The sequence below is a fragment of the Streptomyces sp. NPDC032745 genome (assembly GCF_055579465.1).
In genome coordinates, this window is sequence record NZ_JBVING010000002.1 from 662,860 (window position 1) to 682,210 (window position 19,351).

The window sequence follows — 19,351 nt, forward strand, 5'->3', positions numbered from 1 at the left end:
AGGCCCCGGACCAGGACCAGGGTCAGGCGGGTTCCGCGGCCGCGTCGGCCGAGCCCTGCTCGGCCTCCACCAGCTGCGCCACCGCGCGCAGCTGCTCCGGCGTCATCCCGTCCGGGATCGGTACGGGCGCCGGGGTCCGCAGCGGCGGCTGCCAGCCCGTCTCCGGCTGCCACCGGCGGACGATCCGCGCGGGCGCCCCGGCCACCACGGCGTGGTCCGGCACCTCGCCGCGTACGACGGCCCCCGCGGCCACCACCACGTTGCGCCCCAGCCGCGCCCCCGGCAGGATCACCGCGCCCGTGCCGAGCCAGCAGCCGGGGCCTATCTCCACCGGTGCGCTGCGCGGCCACTGCTTGCCGACGGGCTCGTGCGGATCGTCGTAGCTGTGGTTGGTGGAGGTGATGTAGACCCCTGGCCCGCAGAACGTGTCGTCACCGATGGTGATCCGGGTGTCGGCGATGACGTGGGTGTCCCGGCCGAGCACCACGCCGTTGCCGAGGACCAGCACCGGCTCGGTACCGAGGTCGAGGCCGGGCATCATCCCGGCGGTCAGCGTGACCTGCTCGGCGATGATGCAGTGCTCGCCGAGGCGGATCCACGGCTCCCCGAACACCGTGCCCTGGGGGAAGGCGAGCCGGGTGCCGTGCCCGATCGCGCCGAACCGCAGCCGCCCGGGGGTCTGCGCGGTGACCGCGCCGGCCTGCTGCATCCAGCGCCAGCCGGCGTGGACCGCGCGGTTGGCGAGTCTGCGGCGCAGGGCCGTCAGGGATGAGAACGTGTTCTGGTTCTTCGGCACCGGGCCACCGTAACGCGCAGAGTGCCCCGAGCGCGCCGTGATCTTCACCCCATCGCCGGTCGCGCGGGTCACGTGCCCTAACGTGCCGGTAGGGCGACACGGCAGGGCACGGCAGACACGGCCCGACAGGGCAGGCACAGGACTGAGGAAGAGAACATGACGTATCAGGCGGACCAGGGCCGGGCACTCGTCGCGGGCCTGGGCGGCAAGAACCCGCAGATCGACCCCGCGGCCTTCACCGCGCCCACCTCGGTCGTGATCGGCGAGGTCACGATGGCCCCGGGCGCGAGCATCTGGTACTCGGCGGTGCTGCGCGCCGACTGCGGCCCGATCTCGCTCGGCGCGGACAGCAATGTGCAGGACAACTAGGATTTGCCGTCTGACCTGCGGAAACGCGGCTCTTATGCACCAAAGCTAGCCACCCCCGCAAGACTCGTCAAGGCATGTTCGAACACCTACATTCGAACACGTTTACGAATTAAGTGGAGGGTGACAATCCAGAATGTGAAAGGGTTGTACGCAACTTGGAATCAATCCCCTCTACGTGCGTATACTCAGATTGAACATAGATGCGGTGGCGTACCGGCTAGCTTCATTGACAGCTTCCAACTCCGCCGCTCGCGTCGTGTACCCCGTCTGAGAGGCAGTACCCATGCCGGCCCCCCGCCAGCTCCCCAGTAGCGATGTCCTTAGGGCACACCGCCGCGCGAACATGTCCTACGAGCAGATCGCCGAGATGTACGGCGTCACCAAGGGCGCGGTCTACTGGCAGCTTCGGGACTCGGGGCAGACGAAGAAGCGCCCCGATCACAAGCGGTTCATCCCGTGGAAGGTCAAAACCGAGCATGCGCATGCTCGCCCCGTGATGATGCTGCGCCTACTGAGCCGCCGGGAAAGCGGGGATGAGACGATCCCGGACGTGAAGGTCCGGATGCTCACGAAGTGGCTGGGCGAGGTACGGGAAGCCGACGTGGTTGTCTGCTACGACCGCAGCATGCCCCCGAATCCGGCTTCTCCGAGTACGGGTGGCTTCTACTACTCGAAGCGCCGTCCCGAGGACGGCGACAACATCATTCGCTTCGACCCTGAAGGCGAGAAGCAGTCGGCAGCCGACGCGCCGAAGATACTCGACTCCCCCACCACGGGGCAGTAGTTGACCTAGAGGCCGTCCTATCGATCGATAGGACGGCCTTTCTGTTTCCCTGAAGCTAGTATTTGACACCGCCAGGCGCGCGGAGGGAAGATGGACCTGTCAGCGAGGGGGCCACAGAGAACCGGCGGAATGCCGAGGCGTGACCACACCTAGCGGTCAGAAATACCCCGGCAAAGTAAGGCGGACTCTTGAGCATTCCTTGCGAGGTAAATCCCGAAGCCTGGTTCTCCGAAAGTGCCTCCGATGTGGCCCAGGCCAAGGAGGCGTGCGGCTTCTGCCCGGTTCGCACCGAGTGCGCCGAATTGGGCGAGGACGAGGAGTTCGGTATTTGGGGTGGACTGTCCCCTGATGATCGAATAGCCGCTAAGCGGTTCCGGCTGATCCTTCTCGAAGAAACGATCAATTCCCGAATCAGGATCATGCAGGAAGAAGGTACGTCGATCTCCGCCATGGCGCGCGAACTCGGCCTGCCTCGTAAGACCTTGGCTGATCGGCTTCGCCGCATGTCTGGGCTCGCCGCCTAATGATCAATAGCGAAAACGGCAACCCGGGACGCGCCCGCCTACTCGCCGGTTTACTTGAGGAGATCACAAAGCGGTCACAGATTGATCGGGGTTCAACCAATCTGTGCAGGTGGGGTGAAGGTCCAGTTACAGTCTTTATGTCGCCCTAACGGCCAGTGAGGCGCAAGGGTGGATCATGCGCGGAAGGAATGGCTCGGGAATCCCATGCTGACGGACAGTTCAACCGGGATCGACCTCAATGACGCTGGGGTGGACCTTCAGGAAGTTGATCTCCTCTGGGATATCCCCCAGGTGCTGACGCTTGCGCGAGTGCGGTACGCCAACGGAACCCGATACGAGTTCGCCTACTGTCGCAACAATGCGGAAGAGTGGGATTTCGAGGTAGCCCGAGAAATGGTCCCTCATGACGCCGTCCCGCTTCAGGGCTGGCCGAGCGACACTCTCGGATGCGGCCACAAGGACGAGATCACCTCGGCCTGTTGGGTATCTCTTAGGTAGTCACCACAGCTTCATACAACGAAGGGGCAGCTCACCGGCTGCCCCTTCGCTTTACCCTGAACCTAGCATTTGGAGAGATCGGCTTAGGTGAGCGTACGCGAAGCCATAACCCATCGGTCCGTGTCGCAGTACACCGCCTTCGTGCGGTGCGGTGAGGCGTACCGGCTAGAGAAGGTCGCCAGGGCACCGCAGAACCAAGCAGCATGGTTCATCCAAGGGACGGCCTACCACGAAGCCGTAGAGAAGTGGGAGCGCTCCAATCGGCGCTACGGCCCCGACAAGCTCGCCGAGTGGTTCGAGGAGGCCTGGGAACGCGACATTGCCGCCGCCCTGGCGGTCGAGCCCGATACTTCCCGATGGCTCACCGGGGGGACGACGAAGCCTGAGACCGACATTAAGAACCGCCGCAAGCGCGGACGTGATCAGGTAGAAGCCTACTTCGAATACGCATTAGAGGCCCCAGAGCGGATCTGGGAGCCAGTGGACGGCATGCCGGCCATCGAGCTTCCATTCACGCTCAACCTCGGCGGTGTCGAGATCCGCGGGTTCATTGATCAGGTAGTCGAATACCCCGACGGTCACCTTCGAGTACGGGACCTGAAGACCGGAACGCGACTTCCTGACACAGCCTTTCAGCTAGCCATCTACGACCACGCCCTAGACGACCTTTTCGGCGTGAAGCCTGGTTTCGGGGACTACTTCATGGCGAAGAACAACGCCCCGACCGAGCCGAAGAATCTTCAGGACTACTCGCGAGAGAAAGTCACTCGATGGTTCCGCAATATGGATAAGGCCGTTCGTCTCGGCCTGTTCCTTCCCAACCCTGGCGACGCGTGCCGTACCTGCACGGTACGGCGATTCTGCGACTTCAACGGAGTCGACGCACGCCAATACCCTTATGAGGAGAGTGTGAATGCCTGAGATCAGCGTGACCATGAAGGCCCACTCCGGCCATGACGCTTCGTGGGTCGTGGTGAAGGCGGAGAGTCTGACTGAGCTTGTGGACGTGCTCGACGGATACGGCCGCTCTGGAGTGTCCGCCCTCATCGGCGAGGCCGTCACTGCGCTGCGGGCCGAGGAGATCCTTGGCGCCCAGCTCGGGGCTCGGCCGGTGACTCACCCTGGCCAGTACGACAACGCCCCCCACAACGGCGCCCAGGGCGCCGCCCAGGCGCCCCCCGCTCCCTCTGCCGGCCCGACCCCCTACGGCAACGCACCGACGTGCCCGCACGGTACGAAGCGCTTCCTGGAGAAGCCCTACAAGAACAAGCCGGGCACCTGGAAGGCCTGGGCCTGCCCTGCACCGCAGGGCACCCCGGACGCGTGCAGCCTCGAATTCATTCGTTAGCTCCGAAACTAGTATTTGGAGCGGCAGGGGCGCGACTGCTGACCAACGCGCACCCCACCCGTTTAAACCCGCCGAGGGAGACACAGCCATGCCCACTCTGACCGCCGCAACTGCCGCGCGAGACAACGCTATTGCCCAGGTTGACGCGAACGCCGACGCTGCGTGGAAGAGCTACGCGCTCGGCTTCATCGCTGAACTGTCGGGCCGACTGGACCAGTTCACCACCGACGACCTGTGGGACGCCGGACTCGTCAAGCCCCGCGAACCGCGCGCCCTCGGCCCCGTGATGCGCCGGGCCGCGAAGCGCGGACTCATCACGACTACCGGTGACTTCCGAGCCAGCCGATACCGCAACTGCGCCCCGCTTCCTGTCTGGTCCGCCGCTTAAGAGCCTTCCAGGGAGCGCCCTTGTATACGATCGTTCGAGCTAAAGGCGATGCCGGGAAGACCGGCGAGCCTCTGCCTACCGTCTTCAAGACCTTTGCCGCGAACACAGTCCACTTTCGGCGAGGACAGTTCACCATCGTCTCCGCGGCCCCCGGAGTCGGTAAGTCGGCCCTGAGCATGGCACTTGCTCTTCATTCCCGCGTGCCGGCCTTCTACTTCAGCGCGGACACCGACCCGCAAACCATGTTCGTTCGCTGCGCCGCGAACGTCTCGGGTTGGTCGACCAGAGACATCGAAAACGCGATGGAGCACGGCAGAACGAACGCCGTTGAAGCGCAGCTAGACGGCCTCGATCATCTGCGGTGGGACTTCACCGCGTCGCTCACGATTGACGACCTCGAAGGCGAGCTGAAGGCCTTCGCGGCCACATACGGAGCCTGGCCCGAACTCATCATCGTGGACAACATCTCCAACGTCGTGCCGGACGCCGAGAGTGACAGCAATTCCTATGTCGCCCTCGAAAAGGTCTGCGAGTACCTTCACGAACTCGCGAGGACGACCAGCGCATGCGTCATCGCTCTGCACCATGTGAAGGGCGACAGCAACGACGGCAACCAGCCCGTGCCCCTGTCTCAGATCAAGGGACAGATCGGCCGCGTACCGGAAATGATCCTCACTCTTCACCGGATCGGCGACGACTCCTCTCGGCAGATGGGGGTTTCCGTGGTGAAGAACAGAACCGGTAAGGCCGACGCTTCCGGCGCGATGATTCTCTATCTCGATGCCGACATGGAACGAATGCGACTCGCCGGATGAGCGCCCTTGTCGAAATCGACGTTACGGGCGTTCCGGCCCCCCAGGGCAGTAAGAGGCACGTCGGGAACGGCGTGATGCTGGAAAGCTCGAAGAAGGTCAAGCCGTGGCGGACCGCCGTTGCGACCGAGACGAAGGGGCACACCTTCGAGGCCTGGCCGTTCGTGACCGTAGCCGTGTGGTTCCGCCTGAAGCGGCCGAAGAGCCACTTCCGCACGGGGCGGTTTGCGCACCTCCTGAAGGACACTGCACCCGCGTACCCGGCCCAGTACCCCGACCTGGACAAGCTGTGTCGGAGCACCCTCGATGCCCTTCGCATGGGCGGTGCGTTCAAGGATGACGCCCAGGTGGTCAAGCTCCACGCGTACAAGGTCTATGCCGGCCAGGGGGAAGAACCCGGCGCCCTGATTCGGGTTGCGTCCGCTCTTTGATTCCGCCACCCGCGCGAAACTAGTATTTGGAGCATAAGGGAGGGCGGATGGAAAAGCCCCCGATCTCGGAAGTTCTAGAGCACTACGGAGCGAGTGACGTTCCGGAAGGTAGCCGCTTCCGAAAGATGAAGTGCCCGTTCCACGAAGACCGAAATGCCTCGGCTTCCGTGTGCACCGAGGAAAACCGCTTCCGGTGCTTCGCTTGCGATATCTCGGGCGACAGCTTCGACGTTATCGCAGACCAGGAAGGATGCCGTGACTTCTCTTGTACCCGAACCTGCGCTGAAAAACTTCTTGGAGGAAGCTACGGCGCGGTATCAGGCGGCGCTAAAGAACAGTACCGACGCCGGGGCGTATTTGAGGAGTCGCGGCCTGTCCGAGGCCAGCGCAGCATCCTTCAGGCTGGGATACGTCGAAAGCCCCTTGCCGGGGCATGAGGTAGCCCGCGGAATGCTCGCCGTCCCGTACCTCACCCGCGCTGGGGTCGCCAGTGTGCGGTTCCGGCGCCTGGGCGACGGGGACGGCCCGAAGTACCGGAGCGTCCCGGGTGACCCACCTCGGATCTTCAACGCGAACGCCCTGCTGGTGCCCTCGGACCATATCGCCATCTGTGAAGGCGAGTTCGATGCGATAGCGGCGAACGAGGCCGGCATACCAGCCGTGGGCATCGCGGGGGTGAGCGCATGGAAGCCGTACTTCGCGCGGTGCTTCAAGGGGTACCGGGCCGTCTACATCCTCGCGGACCAAGACGACAAGGGGCAGGGGATGGAGTTCGCCGAGAAGGTCGCCGAGCAGATCAAAAACGCCCGAATATCCCCGATGCCCACCGGGCACGACGTGAACTCGTACGTCCTCGAAAACGGCGCCAACGCGCTTCTTGAACGACTGGAGATCAAGCGATGACTTCCGAGGAACTGGCCAACTATGTAACCGACTTCATCGGCGAGTGCCGTTCCCGAATCCTCGGGATTGGGGCAGAGCAGTACGACGAAGGTGACGGCCAGAAGTTCGAGCGGATGCCCCTGCATGAGCTGATCCGGTACGCCCGGGAAGAGGCCCAAGACCTGGCCGTGTACGCGGCCATGGTCGACATCCGCCTGTCTCGCCTCGAAGCCGCTCTTAATGCGGCCGATAACTAGTATTTGGAGCCGCATTTGAAGCGCATTGTCGTCCTGTCGGACATGCAGATTCCCTACCACGACAAGCGGGCCGTTCGGAACGTCCTCGGCTTCCTCGCCGAGTACAAGCCGGACGAGATAGCCAGTGTGGGCGATGAAGTCGACTTCCCCCAGATCAGCCGATGGACCCGCGGAATGGCCGGTGAGTACAAGGGAGACCTTCAGGCGCACTGCGATGCGGGCAAGCGCGTCTTGGCCGGCCTTCGGACCGTACACGACGGACCGATTCACGTAAGCCGCTCGAACCACATGGACCGCCCGCTTACCTACGTCCGGACACGCGCCCCCGGCCTTATGGGCCTGAAGGCCCTCGAAGTGCCCTCACTCCTCGACTTCGAGAAGTACGGCATCACCTACCACGAAGAGCCATACGAGATTGCCCCCGGCTGGCTTCTCGCCCACGGCGACGAAGGCGGAAGTTCTCGCGCCCCTGGGGGAACAGCGCTCGCTCTCGCACGTCGGTGGGGCTACTCCGTGGTGTGCGGCCATACACACAAACTCGGCATCCAGCACGAACACATGACCGTGAACTCTCGACTCGTCCGAGAGCGGTTCGGCTTCGAAGTTGGAAACCTAATGGACTTCAAGTCTGCCGGATACCTGAAGGCAGGTTCCGGCAACTGGAATCAGGGCTTCGGAATCCTCTACGTCGACAAGGGCCGCGTAACCCCGGCCCCCATCTTCATCAAGCCGAACGGAACCTTCGTGGTCGAAGGCCGAACGTACGGCGCCAAGACCGCCTAGGAGACTCGCAGATGATTGACTGGACGAAGTACACGAAGATCGCCGAGGGTGTGGCCCGCAAGCTCGCAGACGAGTACCCCGGCATCGATGCCGAGGACATTCGGCAGCAGATCCTTCTTCACGTCTGGGAGAAGCGCAGCACGTACGAGGCCGCCGCCTATCCGGACGGCCAGCTTCGGAACAACTTCCGGAAGATCGGCGTGAGCTATGCCGGCCGTGAGCGCTACGCGTACATCTACCACTCGGCAGAGTACGTTTACACGTCCTCGGAGATTCGACAGCTCTTCGAACGGGCCTTCTTCCAGCCGGAGTTGTGGGAGAAGGCTCCCACGCGGGATGACGGGGTCTCCGTCGCAGCAGGGGGCATCGTCGTTGCCCTGTGGGACCTCGACCGCGCTTACAGCGCTCTCGCGCCCCTCGATGCTGCCGTGATCGCGAAGCGGTACGAGCGTGGGGACGCACTTTCCCCTGCCGAGACCATGCGGCTTTCCCGCGCCATCGACAAGATCGCCCGAAGCCTGAACAACGGCGTGGTGAAGCGCCAGAACGAAGCGAAGGCGCACGGCGCCAACAACCGAGGTCAGACCGTGAACGCCGATTTCGCCCCGGCCTGAAACTAGCATTTGAAACCGCCACCTCCGGCGCCAGATACTACGAACGAAAGCGGACGGGGGCCGGTGAATTGGCCCGGCCCCCGCCGTCCACGCCCCGAGGAGTCCCCTTGAAGCACACCGTTTCCGTACTTCTGCTCACCGCCCTTCTGTCCGTCGTTCTGGTCGCGGGCGCCCCGGATGCGGCTTGCTCGACCCCCTCCGGCCCGCCCGCCCTGGCGAAGCCGGACGCGCCCCAGTCTTGAAGATCCTCGTCACCGGTTCCCGGGATTGGGCCAACGCCGAAATTCTCGAGCGCGCAGTCTTCCGAGTCCTCTACGAGACGAAGACCACGTACCGCGAAGCCGTCCTGATCCACGGAGCATGCCCGACGGGCGCCGATGCCCTGGCCGCCCGATACGCAACCGCCATGGGCATGCGGGTGCTCGCGTTCCCCGCACAGTGGGACAGGTGGGGGAAGAGCGCGGGCTACATCCGCAACGTCGAAATGGTCGACCTCGAACCTGACATCTGCCTCGCCTTCATTCGCAACGGAAGCCGCGGGGCGTCCATGACCGCCGATCTCGCCGAGAGGGCGGGAGTCGAAACCCGGAGGTTTCTTTCATGAGTCCGTACCGCAGGGCCGCCGCCCAGACGGCCAGCCTGATCACTGCCGCCGAGATGCTGCACACCTACTTCTCCGCGCTGAAGGCCGCAGGCTTCACCGACGGCCAGGCCCTCACCCTCGTACGCGACGCCCAGGCCAACGCGCTCGGGTCGGATCACGGCCGGTGAGGGGGCCGGGGGCCGATGGCCCCCGCCAGGGGCCGGCTGGTAGTCTCGACCGCGTTCCTTCCCCTTCTCTCGCTGACACGGTGAAGGATGGAACAGACGGCCCCCGCTTCGGCGGGGGCCGTTTTCGTATGCCCTGAACCTGGCATTGAACATCCCGCGTTTAAACGTTGCATCGCGTTCCAAATACTAGTATCGTTCCCTTCGTCAGCGAGAAGCGGGCCAGCTGGGCCCGACGTAAGGGGAGAAGCAATGAACGACCTTGTAAAGGTGACCGCCTACCACAACCAGTACGACCGCGAGCTTCGCTTTCTCGGCGCGGCCGTGGTGGGCTCTCGCGTAGCTCGGGATTTCGAGGAGTACGACGCGATCGTGAACTACTTCCGCTCCATTGCGGATACCGACTACATCACCACGCGCCCTGCCGTAGACCTCTACGACCGCGACTGACCCGCCAGACGCAAGCGGCCCCTTCGGGGGCCGTTTTTCGTTTGCCATGAACCTAGGTTTGAACCTACATCGTTTAAACGTTGACGCGTACTCCAAATACTAGTAACGTCTCCCCTGTCAGCGAGAACGGCGGCCGGATCAGCCGGCCACCGTAGTAAGGGGAAACATCATGCGAGAGATCACCCGCGAAGAGTGGCTTCACCTGGCGATCGAGGCCCTTCGCCCGGAGTTCGAGAAGATCGAGTTTCCGCTTCCCGAGAAGATCCACGTCTCGGTTGGCTTCGGCTACGGCGCGAAGCGAGAGTCCGCGACGATCCTCGGTCAGTGCTGGTCGAGTCTCGCGAGCGAGGACGGCGTGAACCACCTGTTCATCTCGCCCGAACTGCGCGACGAAGCCCGCGTCCTGGACGTACTGATTCACGAACTGGTCCACGCGGCCGACGACTGCAAGAGCGGCCACAAGGGCGACTTCGCGAAGGCCGCGAAGGCCCTCGGCCTCACCGGCAAGATGACCGCCACGGTGGCCACCCCGGAACTGACGGAGACGCTCCGGGAGCTCGCCAAGTCCCTCGGCTCGTACGCGCACGCCACCCTGTACCCGATGGGCCGCCCGGTCCGCCCGAAGCCCGAGGACAAGCCGGAGGAGTCCCCCGAAGAGCCCGAGGACACCCCGGTTCACTCGGGACCGAAGAAGCAGGGCACGCGCATGATCAAGGTGCAGTGCTCTACCGCGTGCAAGTGCGGCGGATACGTGGTCCGCACCACGGCGAAGTGGATCGAGGTAGGAATGCCCATCTGCCCCGCCGGTACGGTCATGGCGATTGCCTGATAGCCGGTCAACGGCCCTCTTCGGGGGGCCGTTTTGTGTTTCGTCGCTCGCCCTTAGGCCATGGTGAGCCTGCTTACCAGGTCGACAAAGATGAAGTAGTACGCGGCTGCCATACACAACATCTTGCCCCAGAAAAACAACCACGAAGGCAGATTGATGACGGCCTTGGCCTGCCCGGCCTCGCCATCGTTAAGCCTTGCGGCTGGCTCCTTGGAGCGCGCCCACAGGTACCAAGCGACAGTTTTGTACAGGTATTGAACCAGGTCACAGCTGAGTGAGGCTGCAAGAAGAATTAGCGCCCACAACTCATCTTCTGTCAGCTTTATGCCGGACGCTGTAAGGCCACCGGCGAGAAGCCATACGATGCCAATCCCTGCCAGGGCAAGGCTCCTGGAGATTTCGCTAGCCTTGTCGCTCGCATCGTAGTAGGCGGTCCGGGCGTCCACCAGTTTCATAGCGCGTCCTCCCCGGTGAACTTCGGACCCGTGTCGTCGGTCTCCCGTCCTCGGCGCTTCCACAATTCTCGCAGGAAGCCTACCGAAGCTGCGTCAGAAAGATGCCGAGCTACATCCGCCTCCGTCACTAGGCCGACCAGTCCCCCTGAATCGACCACAGGAAGTTTACGTACCCCGTGCTCGATCATTGTTGCAGCTACGCTATCCACGTCGGAGTCACCCTTGACCGTTGGATAGTGTGCGTCAGCTACTTTCTTTACCTTGTGGGTAAATCCAGGCAAACGGTGGTACAACTCTTGCAGAGCCATCTTCTGAGTAATGACGCCGACATAGGCGCCCCCTTGCTCCACGACGAGCACTAGGCCAACGTCGTTCGCGAGCATCAGCTCCACAACTCGGTCCACAGATTCGCCCGCGTCGATGGTAACGGTTCGCTCAGGAGGAATTGACGCCTCCGAGGCGTGGACAATCTCGCCAGCTGTAGCCATCTCCCACCAGCCTCTTAACCCGTTTGGGTCCAGCCCTCCAACTCCAAGCTAACTCGGTCCCGTTCTCCTCGCACGTCGACCCCCGGTCAGGGCGAGCGCGGGGAAGGTCGCCAATTGCCGCTTGCTCCAAATACTAGTAACGTTCCCCTTGTCAGCGAGAGGGGCCGGAAACTCTGGCCCGGCGAAAGGGGAAGCCATGCTTCACAAGTTCATCATCCTCGACGGTGGCGCCGATATCGAGTGCCAGAAGTGCGGAAAGGCTGCCGATCGGGGGCCGTCCGAGCTGATCGAAGAATGCCCGGCGCGGCTCGTATGTGCATGGCACGCGGCTTGCAGCCAGGACCCGAAGGAAGCGCACCGCTTCAAGTGGGTGAAGGTCGAGGTGTAGCGGGAAGGGCGCCCCGGATGGGGCGCCCTTTTCGCATCCAATCCAAGCTATAACTTGAAACTGATCCGCTCCCAGTGCTAGGTTCCCAATGTCAGCGAGAAACGGCCTTCGGGCCGGAAGGGGAACCATGCACAGAACCGATAGGGCCGCCGCCAGCGTCGTTGCGGGCATCGCGGCGGGCGCCTTCACGCTCTCGTACGAAGCTCTTCGGAGCGTGTACCTGGGGAGCGACGGAAACCACAGCCTGAGCCCCATATACCCGCTCATCGTGGAAGGGTTCGTAACGGTCGCCGTATGGGTGGCCTACCGCCTTCGCGACTTCGGATGGAAGGCCACGGCCTACCCCTGGACGCTGGCCGGAGTGTTCTTCGCTTACAGCCTCTGGTCTAACTCCCTGCCGGACACGGTCCCGGGCCCGGTAATCCGCGGAGTGCCCTCCCTGGCCGTACCCCTGGCCGTCCACCTGTTCACGCACCTCCTGAAGAAGCGTGAGCCCATGCCGGCCGAGTCCTTCGAGCTGGTCGTCGAGGACGACGAAGAGCCCCTGCCGGAAGAGCCGTGGGAGTTCTGGGAGCTTCCGCCGGTTCAGCGCCCGATCTTCGCGGCTGAGGGCGGGAAGGCGCCTAGCGTGAACGTGTCCACGGACTCCAGCGCCGTGATTCGCGCCTGGGCTCGCCAGAAGGGCTACGACGTGAAGTCGACCGGACGCATCCCCGAAGAGGTCCTGAAGGCGTACGCGAAGGCGCATGGCGGGGAACTGGTCTCCCCGTGAAGTTGGGGCGGTGCATGACGGGTACCCCGTCCTCACGCCGAGCAGAATCACTTGTGGCTGTCGCTGCCACGCTGATAAGAAGTCCGAGTAACCGAATTCCCGAAGAAGGAAAACACCATGGCCCAGAAGGTCGAAGTAACCCTGATTGACGACCTCGACGGTTCCGAGGCCACTCAGACCGTCGTGTTCGCCCTCGACGGGAAGACGTACGAGATCGACCTGAGCGACGGCAACGCCGAGAAGCTGCGCGGGGACCTGGCCCCGTTCCTCGGGGCGGCCCGTAAGACCTCTGGGGGCCGCACGGGGACCCGCCGCATGGGGTCTGCCAAGCCTTCCGAAGACACGGCCGCGATCCGGTCGTGGGCGAAGGCCCAGGGCTTGGTGGTGAACGACCGAGGCCGGGTGCCGGCCGACATCAAGCAGGCGTACGCGAACGCTCACTCCGCCTAGCTCGTCCGCGACCAGCGCAACCACGGCCCCCGCTTCGGCGGGGGCCGTCGTCGTTCACCACCACTCCGCCAATCCGGCTGCGGCCAGGAAAAGCGCAGCTGTTGCTACCAGGAGAAACGCTGCCCTGCGACGGTGCAGCCTGATCTTCTCAGGCAACTCCCTCGCCCCCCGGTCCGCGTCAAGTTCGTGACCGTGGTCTCTCACGACCTCGGCACGAATCCGCTGGGAGGCCTCCCATCCCAGTGCGAGGCACGCGGCAGTCAAGAAGGCACACGCGAGGAATGCGAAGCGAAGAACACCATGGTCACGAAAGACGGTATCGGCCAAGTCCCCCGCACCGAACAGCCCGAGACCGGCAAGGCCGGCCCCCATGTAGGTGAGCCGCGTGATCTCGTAGTCGGCCTGATTCTTCAGATGGCCCCAAGTCCCCTGACGCATGGCTCACCTCCGATCCCACAAGCCTAGGGCGCGCCGTTCCAGAAGCTGTTGGCGACTGCTAGATAGCTCTTCGCGAAGCTTGCTAGCTCATCCGTCGACATTTCCTCTTCGCCGTGATCGTGTCGTGCGAACGCTCCAACGGCAACAATTTCGACGTATAGCCCGATGGCAGCCTGGGGCGGCTCGAAGCCGCCAAGCCTTACCAGTGGGTGGTTCTCATCCATTGCTGCTTGGTGTAGAAGGTACAGCGCCTTTTCCAGCGTTGGCTGAATCTCGGCGATCCGAGCACCTTCGTAACCGGCGCGGCCCCACTCCCCGCTGAGTACACCGTGCGCGATGTCGGTCCAGCCCCTCACGGGGTCTTCTGTCATGTCGAGTCCCCCTCTGTTGGGGATGGCGTGGACTCGGCGGCTTGCCGCCTACTCCAAGGATGTGACCGGACCCGTTGCACGGCAACTCACGTCAACCGAGCAATGCTTGACGCCTCAATTAGTCGGTGGTCAGCGAGAAGGCCCCCGCCGAAGCGGGGGCCTTCTCGCACTCGGAACGTTTAGCAATCCCGACTGCCGATGTGTACCGATTGGGCTGCAACCTGGTAGGACTGGACCCATTTCCGCGGTTGGATGCACCAGTAATAGCTCGGCCCGGCGGCATTCGGATGCTTAACCGTCAGCTTGGCGGCGCCGTACCCGCGGGCGTTCACCACAGCCACGGGGTAGATCGCCCGAGAGAACGGCTGCGGGCTCGTAGTACTTTGCCCGAACATGCCGATGATGCGGGCGGTATTGAAGTTCGTGCCGTTGTAGACGCACACGAAGCCGGTCGGGCACCCGTACAGGGGTGGCAGCACGGCGTGGGCCGGCACTGCTGCGGTGGCCGGAACGGCCGTGGCAAGGGCGAGCACGGCAAGCAGGCGGGCAATGCAGCGTCGGCGGCGCATAGCTCCTCCTAAGGGTGGGCGTGCGTATCCCCGAGACGAAGAGTGAAGGGTTCGGCGATCCGCCTTCCGCGGCCGGACGGGAGTAAGAACCGTTGCAGCGGGTCAGCGACCGAATCCGCCTCCACCGTAGGCGTCCCTCAGGGTCTCCGCATGTCATAGCGGTGAGCCAGCCCGCACACGCTGCCATCCCGGCAGGTCACGCGCCCCCGCGCCCGCCCGTATCTCACATTGGGAAGCTGTGTAAACGGGTAGGCTTGATCACTCCAAGTCTAGCTTGCGCGTCTAGTTTCAATACTAGTAACGTCGCGTCCCTCGGCTCCGGCCGGGAGTCGCAGCTAGACGGCCTCACGGGTGGCACCGAGGGGAGACGACATGCCAAGGGAGAGCGGTCCCAGGAAACCGCCCTGCGGCCCCGTGGTGACGACACGGGGAGTCCAGGCAGTCAGCGGTAGGAGAACGGCTCCGCTTCACCAAAAGTCCGACCCCGTTAGCCCCGGGCGGTAGAGAACGAGAGGCTTACCGAGTAGACAGGCATGTCGGGTGAAGGTGGACCCGGACCGGCGCTCCCGCAGAGGGGGCGAGTAAGCGACGCTCTGACCTTCTACACATCCCGGTCCCACGGCGCGGCCAATTCCCGCAATGCCGGTCCTGAAAGCGAGAGCCCCGACGGGCGTACCGAGGTACGTAAGTCGTCTCCTAGGTCCCCTCTTGAAGTGAGCAACCTCCAGCAATGGGGGGCCTATTGCTTACTTCAAGGGGGGGTCCAACCCGCTCCCGCCCGCTCAGGGCACCCGAGGCATGGGGTAACGCAAAGACGAAAGACAACAACAACCGCCCACCCACCGGAGCGGCTAGACAGTGATTCCAAATACTAGTAACGTCTCCCTTGTCAGCGAGAGAGCAGAGGAAGGGCGACACAGTGGCAAAGGTGCAGCGGACTCCAGAAGGGTTGGCAAAGGCCATCGAAGCCCAGGGCTTCAAGGTTGAGCGGCGGAATCACGGTTGGCTGCGCTGGCCGAACGATCCACTGAAGCCCGCCGAATGGATTAGCCGCAACACCGGGGGTCGGGGTCAGCGAAACAATCTGGCGGTAGCAAAGCGGTTCGGGGCTCTGTAGCCTCGCCGGGGGCCGGGAGACCGGCCCCCTTCACCGTGTCAGCGAGAGAGAAGGTTTAAACCATGCAGGAATACCAGGCCATCATTCGTGTCCGTCATGAGGGCCTCGACCTGGCCGTGTCGGATGCGGCACTCGACAGGGTGACCGGTGCGCTGGTCGACTATGGCGCTACGGCGCAGTTCTGGCCGGGCGTGAGCGAGTGGACCATGACCGTTCGGGTGCCTACGTTGTGGGACGTGGCGGCCTATGCCGGCCGAGCCGTTCGGACCGCTTACTTCGAGGCTGGCCACGGCGTCAAGGTCGTGCGAGTGGACGCGTGGAACGTGGACGAGTGGGAGCAGGCCAAGGGGCTGGGCGAGTAGGACTGGGGCCGGGAGACCGGCCCTTTCGCTTTCCCTGAAGCTAGTATTTGGAATCTCGTTTAAACGCTGCTACTGTCTTCCTTGTCAGCGAGAAACGGCCTCGAAACCGGGGCCGGATGAAGGGAAGAGCAATGGCTGTATCGCTCCGTAAGGGCATTCACCGATGGGTCTACTTCTGCGAGGAGAGCGTGACCTTCTGCCGCTGCTGCGGAACGATCCTCGACCTGGGGGCCTCGCCCGCTAGCGACTTCTGCACCGTCCTGCATGACGCGCACTGCGTGTGTGACCGCTGCCGACAGCTGATCAACGGTTAGCCTGAGAACATGAGAGAAGGGGCGCCCACGGGGCGCCCCTTCTTCGTTCCTCACGCTGCGCTCACTCGGCACCCGCGGCCTTCAACCGCTGATCCAGCTCCACCATGCGCCGCACGTCCGGCCGAGGGTGGCGCCACTGGTTCTGAGGCACCTCGACCGCCTTCGCCGGACAAGCCGCCAGGAAGGCCGAGAACTGGTCGTCACACCATGGGGGCACCCAGGCCCCGGAACGGCAGAGAAACACCGCGTCGAAGACCACACTCGGCGCCTGGCCGTCGTCAATGGTCATGCTCACGGGGATCAGGGGCCGCTCAGCCGGCCGGGTCATGGACTCGCGCCACGGGGGGAAGTGCACGAAGACCTGAGAGCCGTTCCAGTAGTGCGCCAGAAGCCAGTTCTCGGCACTGATCGGCCCCCGCTGCTGCCAGTCCTCGAAGGTCCGGTGATTGAGCTGATAGCCGCAGTCATGGTGCGCGTCGTAGAGGTGGACCGATTCCCAGGGCCCCTCTCCCCCCAGGTTGGAAGGGAACACCTGACCCGCCCAGGCGTTCGAGTCGGCATAGAACACCCTCGCCTTCGGCGCGATGCGAAAGCGGTCCCAGAAACCCTCGAACCCCTCGCAGAAGGGCAAGGGAGCACCAGCCCCGAGGAACGCCCGGATACGACGGAGCCAGATCACCTCGACGTGCGTCACGTCCTCGGCCACCGGCCACGCGTACAGGTCGGCGTGCTCACCCACGGGGCCGCCTGCCGTCGGCGTCGAGAAGAAGAAGTCCCAGTCCACAACCAGGAGATGCATGGTCCGAACCTAACGAAGGGGGGAGCCCCCCGGCCGTAGCCGGGGGACTCCCTTCGGGGGATGAGCGGTTGATCAGTGGCCCGGGGAGCCCGAGCCGCCCTGCTGGTCGCCGTCCTCGATGTCCGTGTTGCTGGACCCGTGGCCGCCGTTGTCGTCCTCGTCACCCTTGGGGGTAGCCTTGCGGGTGAGTGCTTCCTTGAGCGTCATGGCTTTCGCCTCTCTCAAGACACGACCGAGGGCCTGTCCCACGGCCGTCGTGCACTTGCCACCCGCCCCGGTCACGGGCCCTTCCAAAGCAACGTGACCGGGGCGGGCTCTAGCCCCGCCTCCTGCGTCTCACGGGGTGACGTGGGGCCCGGGAGATCGGATCGGCTCTCCAGCAGGAAGCGGGAATCTGGGGGCGCCCTAACGGGCGCTGAAGGCCGCGGCGAGCACTAGGCCCATGCCGGCCGAGATTGCGAAGACGAACAGGGACCGCGCGGCGCGCTTCACCATCGCCGGATCGGCTCCTTCGTCCCCCCAGCGCATCGGGGGCAGGCGACCTTGAACGTCCAGCGGCAGAACACGCATCCTGCGAAACCGCAGCAGTCGGGGCACCAGATGCCCCGGGTGTCGGCACAGATCCCGCAGATGGTCCCGTTCTCGGTCATCCACTCAACGACGTTGGGACGCCCCAACGCGTAGGGGTACCCCGTGCGGCCCGCCCGAGGCTTCTCCTTCGCCTGTACCGGCAGCTCCGGGCCGCAACACCGAGGGGTCATCCGCGGCCCCTGGTTCACATCCACGGGAGGAGTCACAGCCACCGCCCGATCGAGCCGTGTTCGGCAACCCGCCGGTTGTCTTCCTTGACCTTCCGTCGGAGCCACGCGAACAGGGGGCTGTCCTCCTCGGCCGGCCTTTCGTGCTGCGGCTCCACTGTGTCGACCGTGTCCGCCGGGGCGAGCGCTTCGGGCTGCTCGGTCACTGCGCCCTCCAATCCGAAAACCGCCGGTGAGGATGGCGGCGCAGCTGGTCGTTCATGTTGGCGAGCGTCACCGCGTCCCCGGCCGTTCGGGCGCGCCCTCGCTTCCAGTCGAAGAGGGTGCAGTGCGGGCACCCCGGGACCGGGGTCGGCTCCAGCGGCGAAACCGTTGCGGTTGTGGTGGTAGTGCTCACAGAAGCCCCCGCAAGCCCGTTTCAACGCGCTCGAGAATTTTCTTCGGCGGGTTGGCGAGATAGCCGGACCTCGGCACCCAGTCGGGGGCGAGGTTCCAGAAGCCGCCCATCTCGATCAGGGCCGCCAGTTCCTCGGCGTCGCGCTCGACGGCGCTCAGAACCCGTTCCGCTCTTGTCTCACTCGCCATGGTTCGCCCGCTCCTCGTAGCTGCGCTCCGTGAGGAAGACGCTACGGACGGGGCACAGTTGGGCTCCACGAAGTTCTACGAGATTCCACGCGAGTTAGCCGAGGGCGCCGATCGCTTCGGTGATCAGGGCGCGGGCCGGGCCGCCGTAAACGGCCATCTCGGACAGCATCTCGAACGCCTTGACGTACTGCGCCATCTCTGACGGCGCGGTGAGGTTCACAGCGGCGGTCAGCGTCTCGACCTGGGCCTGTTCCGTGTCGTAGATGGAGAACGTCTCCAGCGGCCACATTTCCCGGTCATCCGTGAACGGCACGATGCCGAGGGACACCGCGGGCAGCGACATGACCGACAACAGGTGTCCGAGCTGACCCGCCATGACCTCGGCACCGCCCATGCGGTGCCGCAGGACGGCTTCTTCAACCAGGATCGCGAACCGGTGGTCCCCGTGGCGGAGTACGCGCGCCCTCTTCATGCGGGCCGCGACGGCTTCGGCTACGTCGTTCGGCGTCTGCCGGAATGCAGTGATTGCAGAGAGCAGTGCGGTTGCATACTCCGGGGTCTGAAGCAGACCGGGCACGACGTTGGAGCAGTAGACGCGGAACGAGCGCGTGCGCTCGTAGAGGGGCACGTACGACTCCTGGAGTCGTCGCAGCCCTGTGCGCTGTAGGCGCTTCCACTCGACGTACGCGTTCTGAGCGGACCGCGAGGCAGCGATCAGGTCCGCTGCCTCGTCGGGAACGCCGCAGATGGTGCACCATTCGCGGATGTCGGCATCGGACGGCGGGGTCGTTGCGTTCTCCAGCCGAGACGCCTTCGAGGGGTACCAGCCGGCGCGTTCCGCCACGTCCTTCGCCAACAGTCCAGAGTCCAGGCGGATGTTCTTGAGACGCTTTGCGAGTGCCTCACGGGCCGCCTGGACACTGGACGATGGGGATTGGGCCATCGGTGCTGT

29 protein-coding genes and 2 pseudogenes are annotated in these 19,351 nt (G+C 64.2%); 21 read left to right on the top strand and 10 right to left on the bottom strand.

Annotated features, from left to right (window positions below; all coding sequences use genetic code 11):
* Nucleotides 1-22: 22 nt before the first annotated feature.
* Nucleotides 23-796, bottom strand: a complete 774-nt coding sequence (locus tag ACZ5WG_RS07205) for an acyltransferase (protein ID WP_468721277.1) — start codon at nt 794-796, stop codon at nt 23-25.
* A 156-nt stretch (nt 797-952) separates the two neighbouring features.
* Between ACZ5WG_RS07205 and ACZ5WG_RS07210 the strand changes: the two are divergent.
* The 17 genes and pseudogenes from ACZ5WG_RS07210 to ACZ5WG_RS07290 all read left to right on the top strand — a co-directional run.
* A pseudogene (locus ACZ5WG_RS07210) lies at nt 953-1,162 on the top strand (gamma carbonic anhydrase family protein); the annotation flags it as partial.
* 346 nt (nt 1,163-1,508) lie between these two features.
* A complete protein-coding gene (locus tag ACZ5WG_RS07215) occupies nt 1,509-1,949 on the top strand; it encodes a hypothetical protein (RefSeq protein ID WP_468721278.1) in 441 nt (146 codons plus the stop codon).
* Between the two features lie 188 nt (nt 1,950-2,137).
* Nucleotides 2,138-2,473, top strand: coding sequence for a WhiB family transcriptional regulator (locus ACZ5WG_RS07220; protein WP_468721279.1), 336 nt, complete (start codon nt 2,138-2,140; stop codon nt 2,471-2,473).
* A gap of 618 nt (nt 2,474-3,091) precedes the next feature.
* Nucleotides 3,092-3,892, top strand: coding sequence for a RecB family exonuclease (locus ACZ5WG_RS07225; protein WP_468721281.1), 801 nt, complete (start codon nt 3,092-3,094; stop codon nt 3,890-3,892).
* Complete coding sequence (locus ACZ5WG_RS07230) at nt 3,885-4,319, top strand: hypothetical protein (RefSeq protein WP_468721282.1); 435 nt, start codon at nt 3,885-3,887, stop codon at nt 4,317-4,319. Before ACZ5WG_RS07225 ends, ACZ5WG_RS07230 begins: the two co-directional genes overlap by 8 nt.
* An 88-nt stretch (nt 4,320-4,407) precedes the next feature.
* A complete protein-coding gene (locus ACZ5WG_RS07235; RefSeq protein WP_468721284.1) occupies nt 4,408-4,707 on the top strand; it encodes a hypothetical protein in 300 nt (99 codons plus the stop codon).
* Between the two features lie 20 nt (nt 4,708-4,727).
* Nucleotides 4,728-5,522 (top strand): DnaB-like helicase C-terminal domain-containing protein, encoded by a 795-nt coding sequence (locus tag ACZ5WG_RS07240; protein WP_468721285.1) that lies wholly within the window; start codon nt 4,728-4,730, stop codon nt 5,520-5,522.
* Nucleotides 5,519-5,950: a RusA family crossover junction endodeoxyribonuclease gene (locus ACZ5WG_RS07245; RefSeq protein ID WP_468721286.1), complete on the top strand. Its 432-nt coding sequence runs from the start codon at nt 5,519-5,521 to the stop codon at nt 5,948-5,950. Before ACZ5WG_RS07240 ends, ACZ5WG_RS07245 begins: the two co-directional genes overlap by 4 nt.
* Before the next feature lie 47 nt (nt 5,951-5,997).
* A pseudogene (locus ACZ5WG_RS07250) lies at nt 5,998-6,192 on the top strand (CHC2 zinc finger domain-containing protein); the annotation flags it as partial.
* A 13-nt stretch (nt 6,193-6,205) separates the two neighbouring features.
* A complete protein-coding gene (locus ACZ5WG_RS07255; RefSeq protein WP_468721287.1) occupies nt 6,206-6,853 on the top strand; it encodes a toprim domain-containing protein in 648 nt (215 codons plus the stop codon).
* Nucleotides 6,850-7,089: a hypothetical protein gene (locus ACZ5WG_RS07260; protein WP_468721289.1), complete on the top strand. Its 240-nt coding sequence runs from the start codon at nt 6,850-6,852 to the stop codon at nt 7,087-7,089. The genes ACZ5WG_RS07255 and ACZ5WG_RS07260 overlap by 4 nt, the downstream gene beginning before the upstream one ends.
* Before the next feature lie 15 nt (nt 7,090-7,104).
* Complete coding sequence (locus tag ACZ5WG_RS07265; protein WP_468721291.1) at nt 7,105-7,872, top strand: hypothetical protein; 768 nt, start codon at nt 7,105-7,107, stop codon at nt 7,870-7,872.
* A gap of 11 nt (nt 7,873-7,883) precedes the next feature.
* A complete protein-coding gene (locus tag ACZ5WG_RS07270) occupies nt 7,884-8,486 on the top strand; it encodes a hypothetical protein (RefSeq protein ID WP_136222497.1) in 603 nt (200 codons plus the stop codon).
* Between the two features lie 238 nt (nt 8,487-8,724).
* Nucleotides 8,725-9,090, top strand: a complete 366-nt coding sequence (locus tag ACZ5WG_RS07275) for a DUF2493 domain-containing protein (RefSeq protein WP_468721293.1) — start codon at nt 8,725-8,727, stop codon at nt 9,088-9,090.
* A complete protein-coding gene (locus ACZ5WG_RS07280) occupies nt 9,087-9,257 on the top strand; it encodes a hypothetical protein (protein ID WP_468721295.1) in 171 nt (56 codons plus the stop codon). Before ACZ5WG_RS07275 ends, ACZ5WG_RS07280 begins: the two co-directional genes overlap by 4 nt.
* Before the next feature lie 249 nt (nt 9,258-9,506).
* Nucleotides 9,507-9,704, top strand: coding sequence for a hypothetical protein (locus tag ACZ5WG_RS07285; protein ID WP_468721296.1), 198 nt, complete (start codon nt 9,507-9,509; stop codon nt 9,702-9,704).
* 169 nt (nt 9,705-9,873) lie between these two features.
* Nucleotides 9,874-10,533, top strand: a complete 660-nt coding sequence (locus tag ACZ5WG_RS07290) for a hypothetical protein (protein ID WP_468721298.1) — start codon at nt 9,874-9,876, stop codon at nt 10,531-10,533.
* Between the two features lie 53 nt (nt 10,534-10,586).
* Here ACZ5WG_RS07290 and ACZ5WG_RS07295 read toward each other — a convergent pair whose 3' ends face one another.
* Nucleotides 10,587-10,988, bottom strand: a complete 402-nt coding sequence (locus tag ACZ5WG_RS07295; RefSeq protein WP_468721299.1) for a hypothetical protein — start codon at nt 10,986-10,988, stop codon at nt 10,587-10,589.
* Nucleotides 10,985-11,476, bottom strand: coding sequence for a CBS domain-containing protein (locus ACZ5WG_RS07300; RefSeq protein ID WP_468721301.1), 492 nt, complete (start codon nt 11,474-11,476; stop codon nt 10,985-10,987). Before ACZ5WG_RS07300 ends, ACZ5WG_RS07295 begins: the two co-directional genes overlap by 4 nt.
* Nucleotides 11,477-11,672: 196 nt before the next feature.
* Between ACZ5WG_RS07300 and ACZ5WG_RS07305 the strand changes: the two genes are divergently transcribed.
* The 3 genes from ACZ5WG_RS07305 (at nt 11,673) to ACZ5WG_RS07315 (ending at nt 13,086) form a co-directional block, all read left to right on the top strand.
* Nucleotides 11,673-11,864: a hypothetical protein gene (locus ACZ5WG_RS07305; RefSeq protein ID WP_468721303.1), complete on the top strand. Its 192-nt coding sequence runs from the start codon at nt 11,673-11,675 to the stop codon at nt 11,862-11,864.
* 127 nt (nt 11,865-11,991) lie between these two features.
* A complete protein-coding gene (locus ACZ5WG_RS07310; protein ID WP_468721305.1) occupies nt 11,992-12,636 on the top strand; it encodes a DUF2637 domain-containing protein in 645 nt (214 codons plus the stop codon).
* 117 nt (nt 12,637-12,753) lie between these two features.
* A complete protein-coding gene (locus tag ACZ5WG_RS07315; protein ID WP_468721306.1) occupies nt 12,754-13,086 on the top strand; it encodes a histone-like nucleoid-structuring protein Lsr2 in 333 nt (110 codons plus the stop codon).
* Between the two features lie 461 nt (nt 13,087-13,547).
* Here ACZ5WG_RS07315 and ACZ5WG_RS07320 read toward each other — a convergent pair whose 3' ends face one another.
* Both ACZ5WG_RS07320 and ACZ5WG_RS07325 read right to left on the bottom strand, forming a co-directional pair.
* Nucleotides 13,548-13,895, bottom strand: a complete 348-nt coding sequence (locus ACZ5WG_RS07320; protein ID WP_468721307.1) for a hypothetical protein — start codon at nt 13,893-13,895, stop codon at nt 13,548-13,550.
* A 179-nt stretch (nt 13,896-14,074) separates the two neighbouring features.
* Entirely contained in the window at nt 14,075-14,464 is a 390-nt protein-coding gene (locus tag ACZ5WG_RS07325) for a hypothetical protein (protein WP_468721309.1), read from the bottom strand.
* 1,179 nt (nt 14,465-15,643) lie between these two features.
* On the opposite strand from ACZ5WG_RS07325, the gene ACZ5WG_RS07330 reads away from it, so the two are divergent.
* A complete protein-coding gene (locus tag ACZ5WG_RS07330) occupies nt 15,644-15,943 on the top strand; it encodes a hypothetical protein (RefSeq protein ID WP_468721311.1) in 300 nt (99 codons plus the stop codon).
* Nucleotides 15,944-16,318: 375 nt separating this feature from the next.
* On the opposite strand, the gene ACZ5WG_RS07335 is transcribed toward ACZ5WG_RS07330, so the two are convergent.
* From ACZ5WG_RS07335 to ACZ5WG_RS07355, 5 genes are all read right to left on the bottom strand, one after another.
* Nucleotides 16,319-17,056 carry a hypothetical protein gene (locus ACZ5WG_RS07335; protein WP_468721312.1) on the bottom strand — a complete coding sequence of 246 codons (738 nt, stop codon included), beginning with the start codon at nt 17,054-17,056 and terminating at the stop codon, nt 16,319-16,321.
* A 72-nt stretch (nt 17,057-17,128) separates the two neighbouring features.
* Nucleotides 17,129-17,263: a hypothetical protein gene (locus tag ACZ5WG_RS07340; RefSeq protein ID WP_468721314.1), complete on the bottom strand. Its 135-nt coding sequence runs from the start codon at nt 17,261-17,263 to the stop codon at nt 17,129-17,131.
* A gap of 586 nt (nt 17,264-17,849) precedes the next feature.
* Nucleotides 17,850-18,020, bottom strand: coding sequence for a hypothetical protein (locus tag ACZ5WG_RS07345; protein ID WP_468721316.1), 171 nt, complete (start codon nt 18,018-18,020; stop codon nt 17,850-17,852).
* Nucleotides 18,021-18,207: 187 nt separating this feature from the next.
* Nucleotides 18,208-18,399, bottom strand: coding sequence for a hypothetical protein (locus ACZ5WG_RS07350; protein WP_468721318.1), 192 nt, complete (start codon nt 18,397-18,399; stop codon nt 18,208-18,210).
* Nucleotides 18,400-18,493: 94 nt separating this feature from the next.
* Nucleotides 18,494-19,342, bottom strand: a complete 849-nt coding sequence (locus tag ACZ5WG_RS07355) for a helix-turn-helix domain-containing protein (protein WP_468721320.1) — start codon at nt 19,340-19,342, stop codon at nt 18,494-18,496.
* Nucleotides 19,343-19,351 lie beyond the last annotated feature (9 nt).

Bases quoted from the DNA above. Each gene is read 5' to 3' on its own strand.
- ACZ5WG_RS07215 (WP_468721278.1), top strand. From the start codon at position 1,509: ATGTCCTACGAGCAGATCGCCGAGATGTACGGCGTCACCAAGGGCGCG.
- ACZ5WG_RS07230 (WP_468721282.1), top strand. From the start codon at position 3,885: ATGCCTGAGATCAGCGTGACCATGAAGGCCCACTCCGGCCATGACGCT.
- ACZ5WG_RS07235 (WP_468721284.1), top strand. From the start codon at position 4,408: ATGCCCACTCTGACCGCCGCAACTGCCGCGCGAGACAACGCTATTGCC.
- ACZ5WG_RS07245 (WP_468721286.1), top strand. From the start codon at position 5,519: ATGAGCGCCCTTGTCGAAATCGACGTTACGGGCGTTCCGGCCCCCCAG.
- ACZ5WG_RS07260 (WP_468721289.1), top strand. From the start codon at position 6,850: ATGACTTCCGAGGAACTGGCCAACTATGTAACCGACTTCATCGGCGAG.
- ACZ5WG_RS07270 (WP_136222497.1), top strand. From the start codon at position 7,884: ATGATTGACTGGACGAAGTACACGAAGATCGCCGAGGGTGTGGCCCGC.
- ACZ5WG_RS07280 (WP_468721295.1), top strand. From the start codon at position 9,087: ATGAGTCCGTACCGCAGGGCCGCCGCCCAGACGGCCAGCCTGATCACT.
- ACZ5WG_RS07285 (WP_468721296.1), top strand. From the start codon at position 9,507: ATGAACGACCTTGTAAAGGTGACCGCCTACCACAACCAGTACGACCGC.
- ACZ5WG_RS07290 (WP_468721298.1), top strand. From the start codon at position 9,874: ATGCGAGAGATCACCCGCGAAGAGTGGCTTCACCTGGCGATCGAGGCC.
- ACZ5WG_RS07295 (WP_468721299.1), bottom strand. From the start codon at position 10,988: ATGAAACTGGTGGACGCCCGGACCGCCTACTACGATGCGAGCGACAAG.
- ACZ5WG_RS07300 (WP_468721301.1), bottom strand. From the start codon at position 11,476: ATGGCTACAGCTGGCGAGATTGTCCACGCCTCGGAGGCGTCAATTCCT.
- ACZ5WG_RS07305 (WP_468721303.1), top strand. From the start codon at position 11,673: ATGCTTCACAAGTTCATCATCCTCGACGGTGGCGCCGATATCGAGTGC.
- ACZ5WG_RS07310 (WP_468721305.1), top strand. From the start codon at position 11,992: ATGCACAGAACCGATAGGGCCGCCGCCAGCGTCGTTGCGGGCATCGCG.
- ACZ5WG_RS07315 (WP_468721306.1), top strand. From the start codon at position 12,754: ATGGCCCAGAAGGTCGAAGTAACCCTGATTGACGACCTCGACGGTTCC.
- ACZ5WG_RS07320 (WP_468721307.1), bottom strand. From the start codon at position 13,895: ATGACAGAAGACCCCGTGAGGGGCTGGACCGACATCGCGCACGGTGTA.
- ACZ5WG_RS07325 (WP_468721309.1), bottom strand. From the start codon at position 14,464: ATGCGCCGCCGACGCTGCATTGCCCGCCTGCTTGCCGTGCTCGCCCTT.
- ACZ5WG_RS07330 (WP_468721311.1), top strand. From the start codon at position 15,644: ATGCAGGAATACCAGGCCATCATTCGTGTCCGTCATGAGGGCCTCGAC.
- ACZ5WG_RS07335 (WP_468721312.1), bottom strand. From the start codon at position 17,056: ATGCATCTCCTGGTTGTGGACTGGGACTTCTTCTTCTCGACGCCGACG.
- ACZ5WG_RS07340 (WP_468721314.1), bottom strand. From the start codon at position 17,263: ATGACGCTCAAGGAAGCACTCACCCGCAAGGCTACCCCCAAGGGTGAC.
- ACZ5WG_RS07350 (WP_468721318.1), bottom strand. From the start codon at position 18,399: ATGGCGAGTGAGACAAGAGCGGAACGGGTTCTGAGCGCCGTCGAGCGC.
- ACZ5WG_RS07355 (WP_468721320.1), bottom strand. From the start codon at position 19,342: ATGGCCCAATCCCCATCGTCCAGTGTCCAGGCGGCCCGTGAGGCACTC.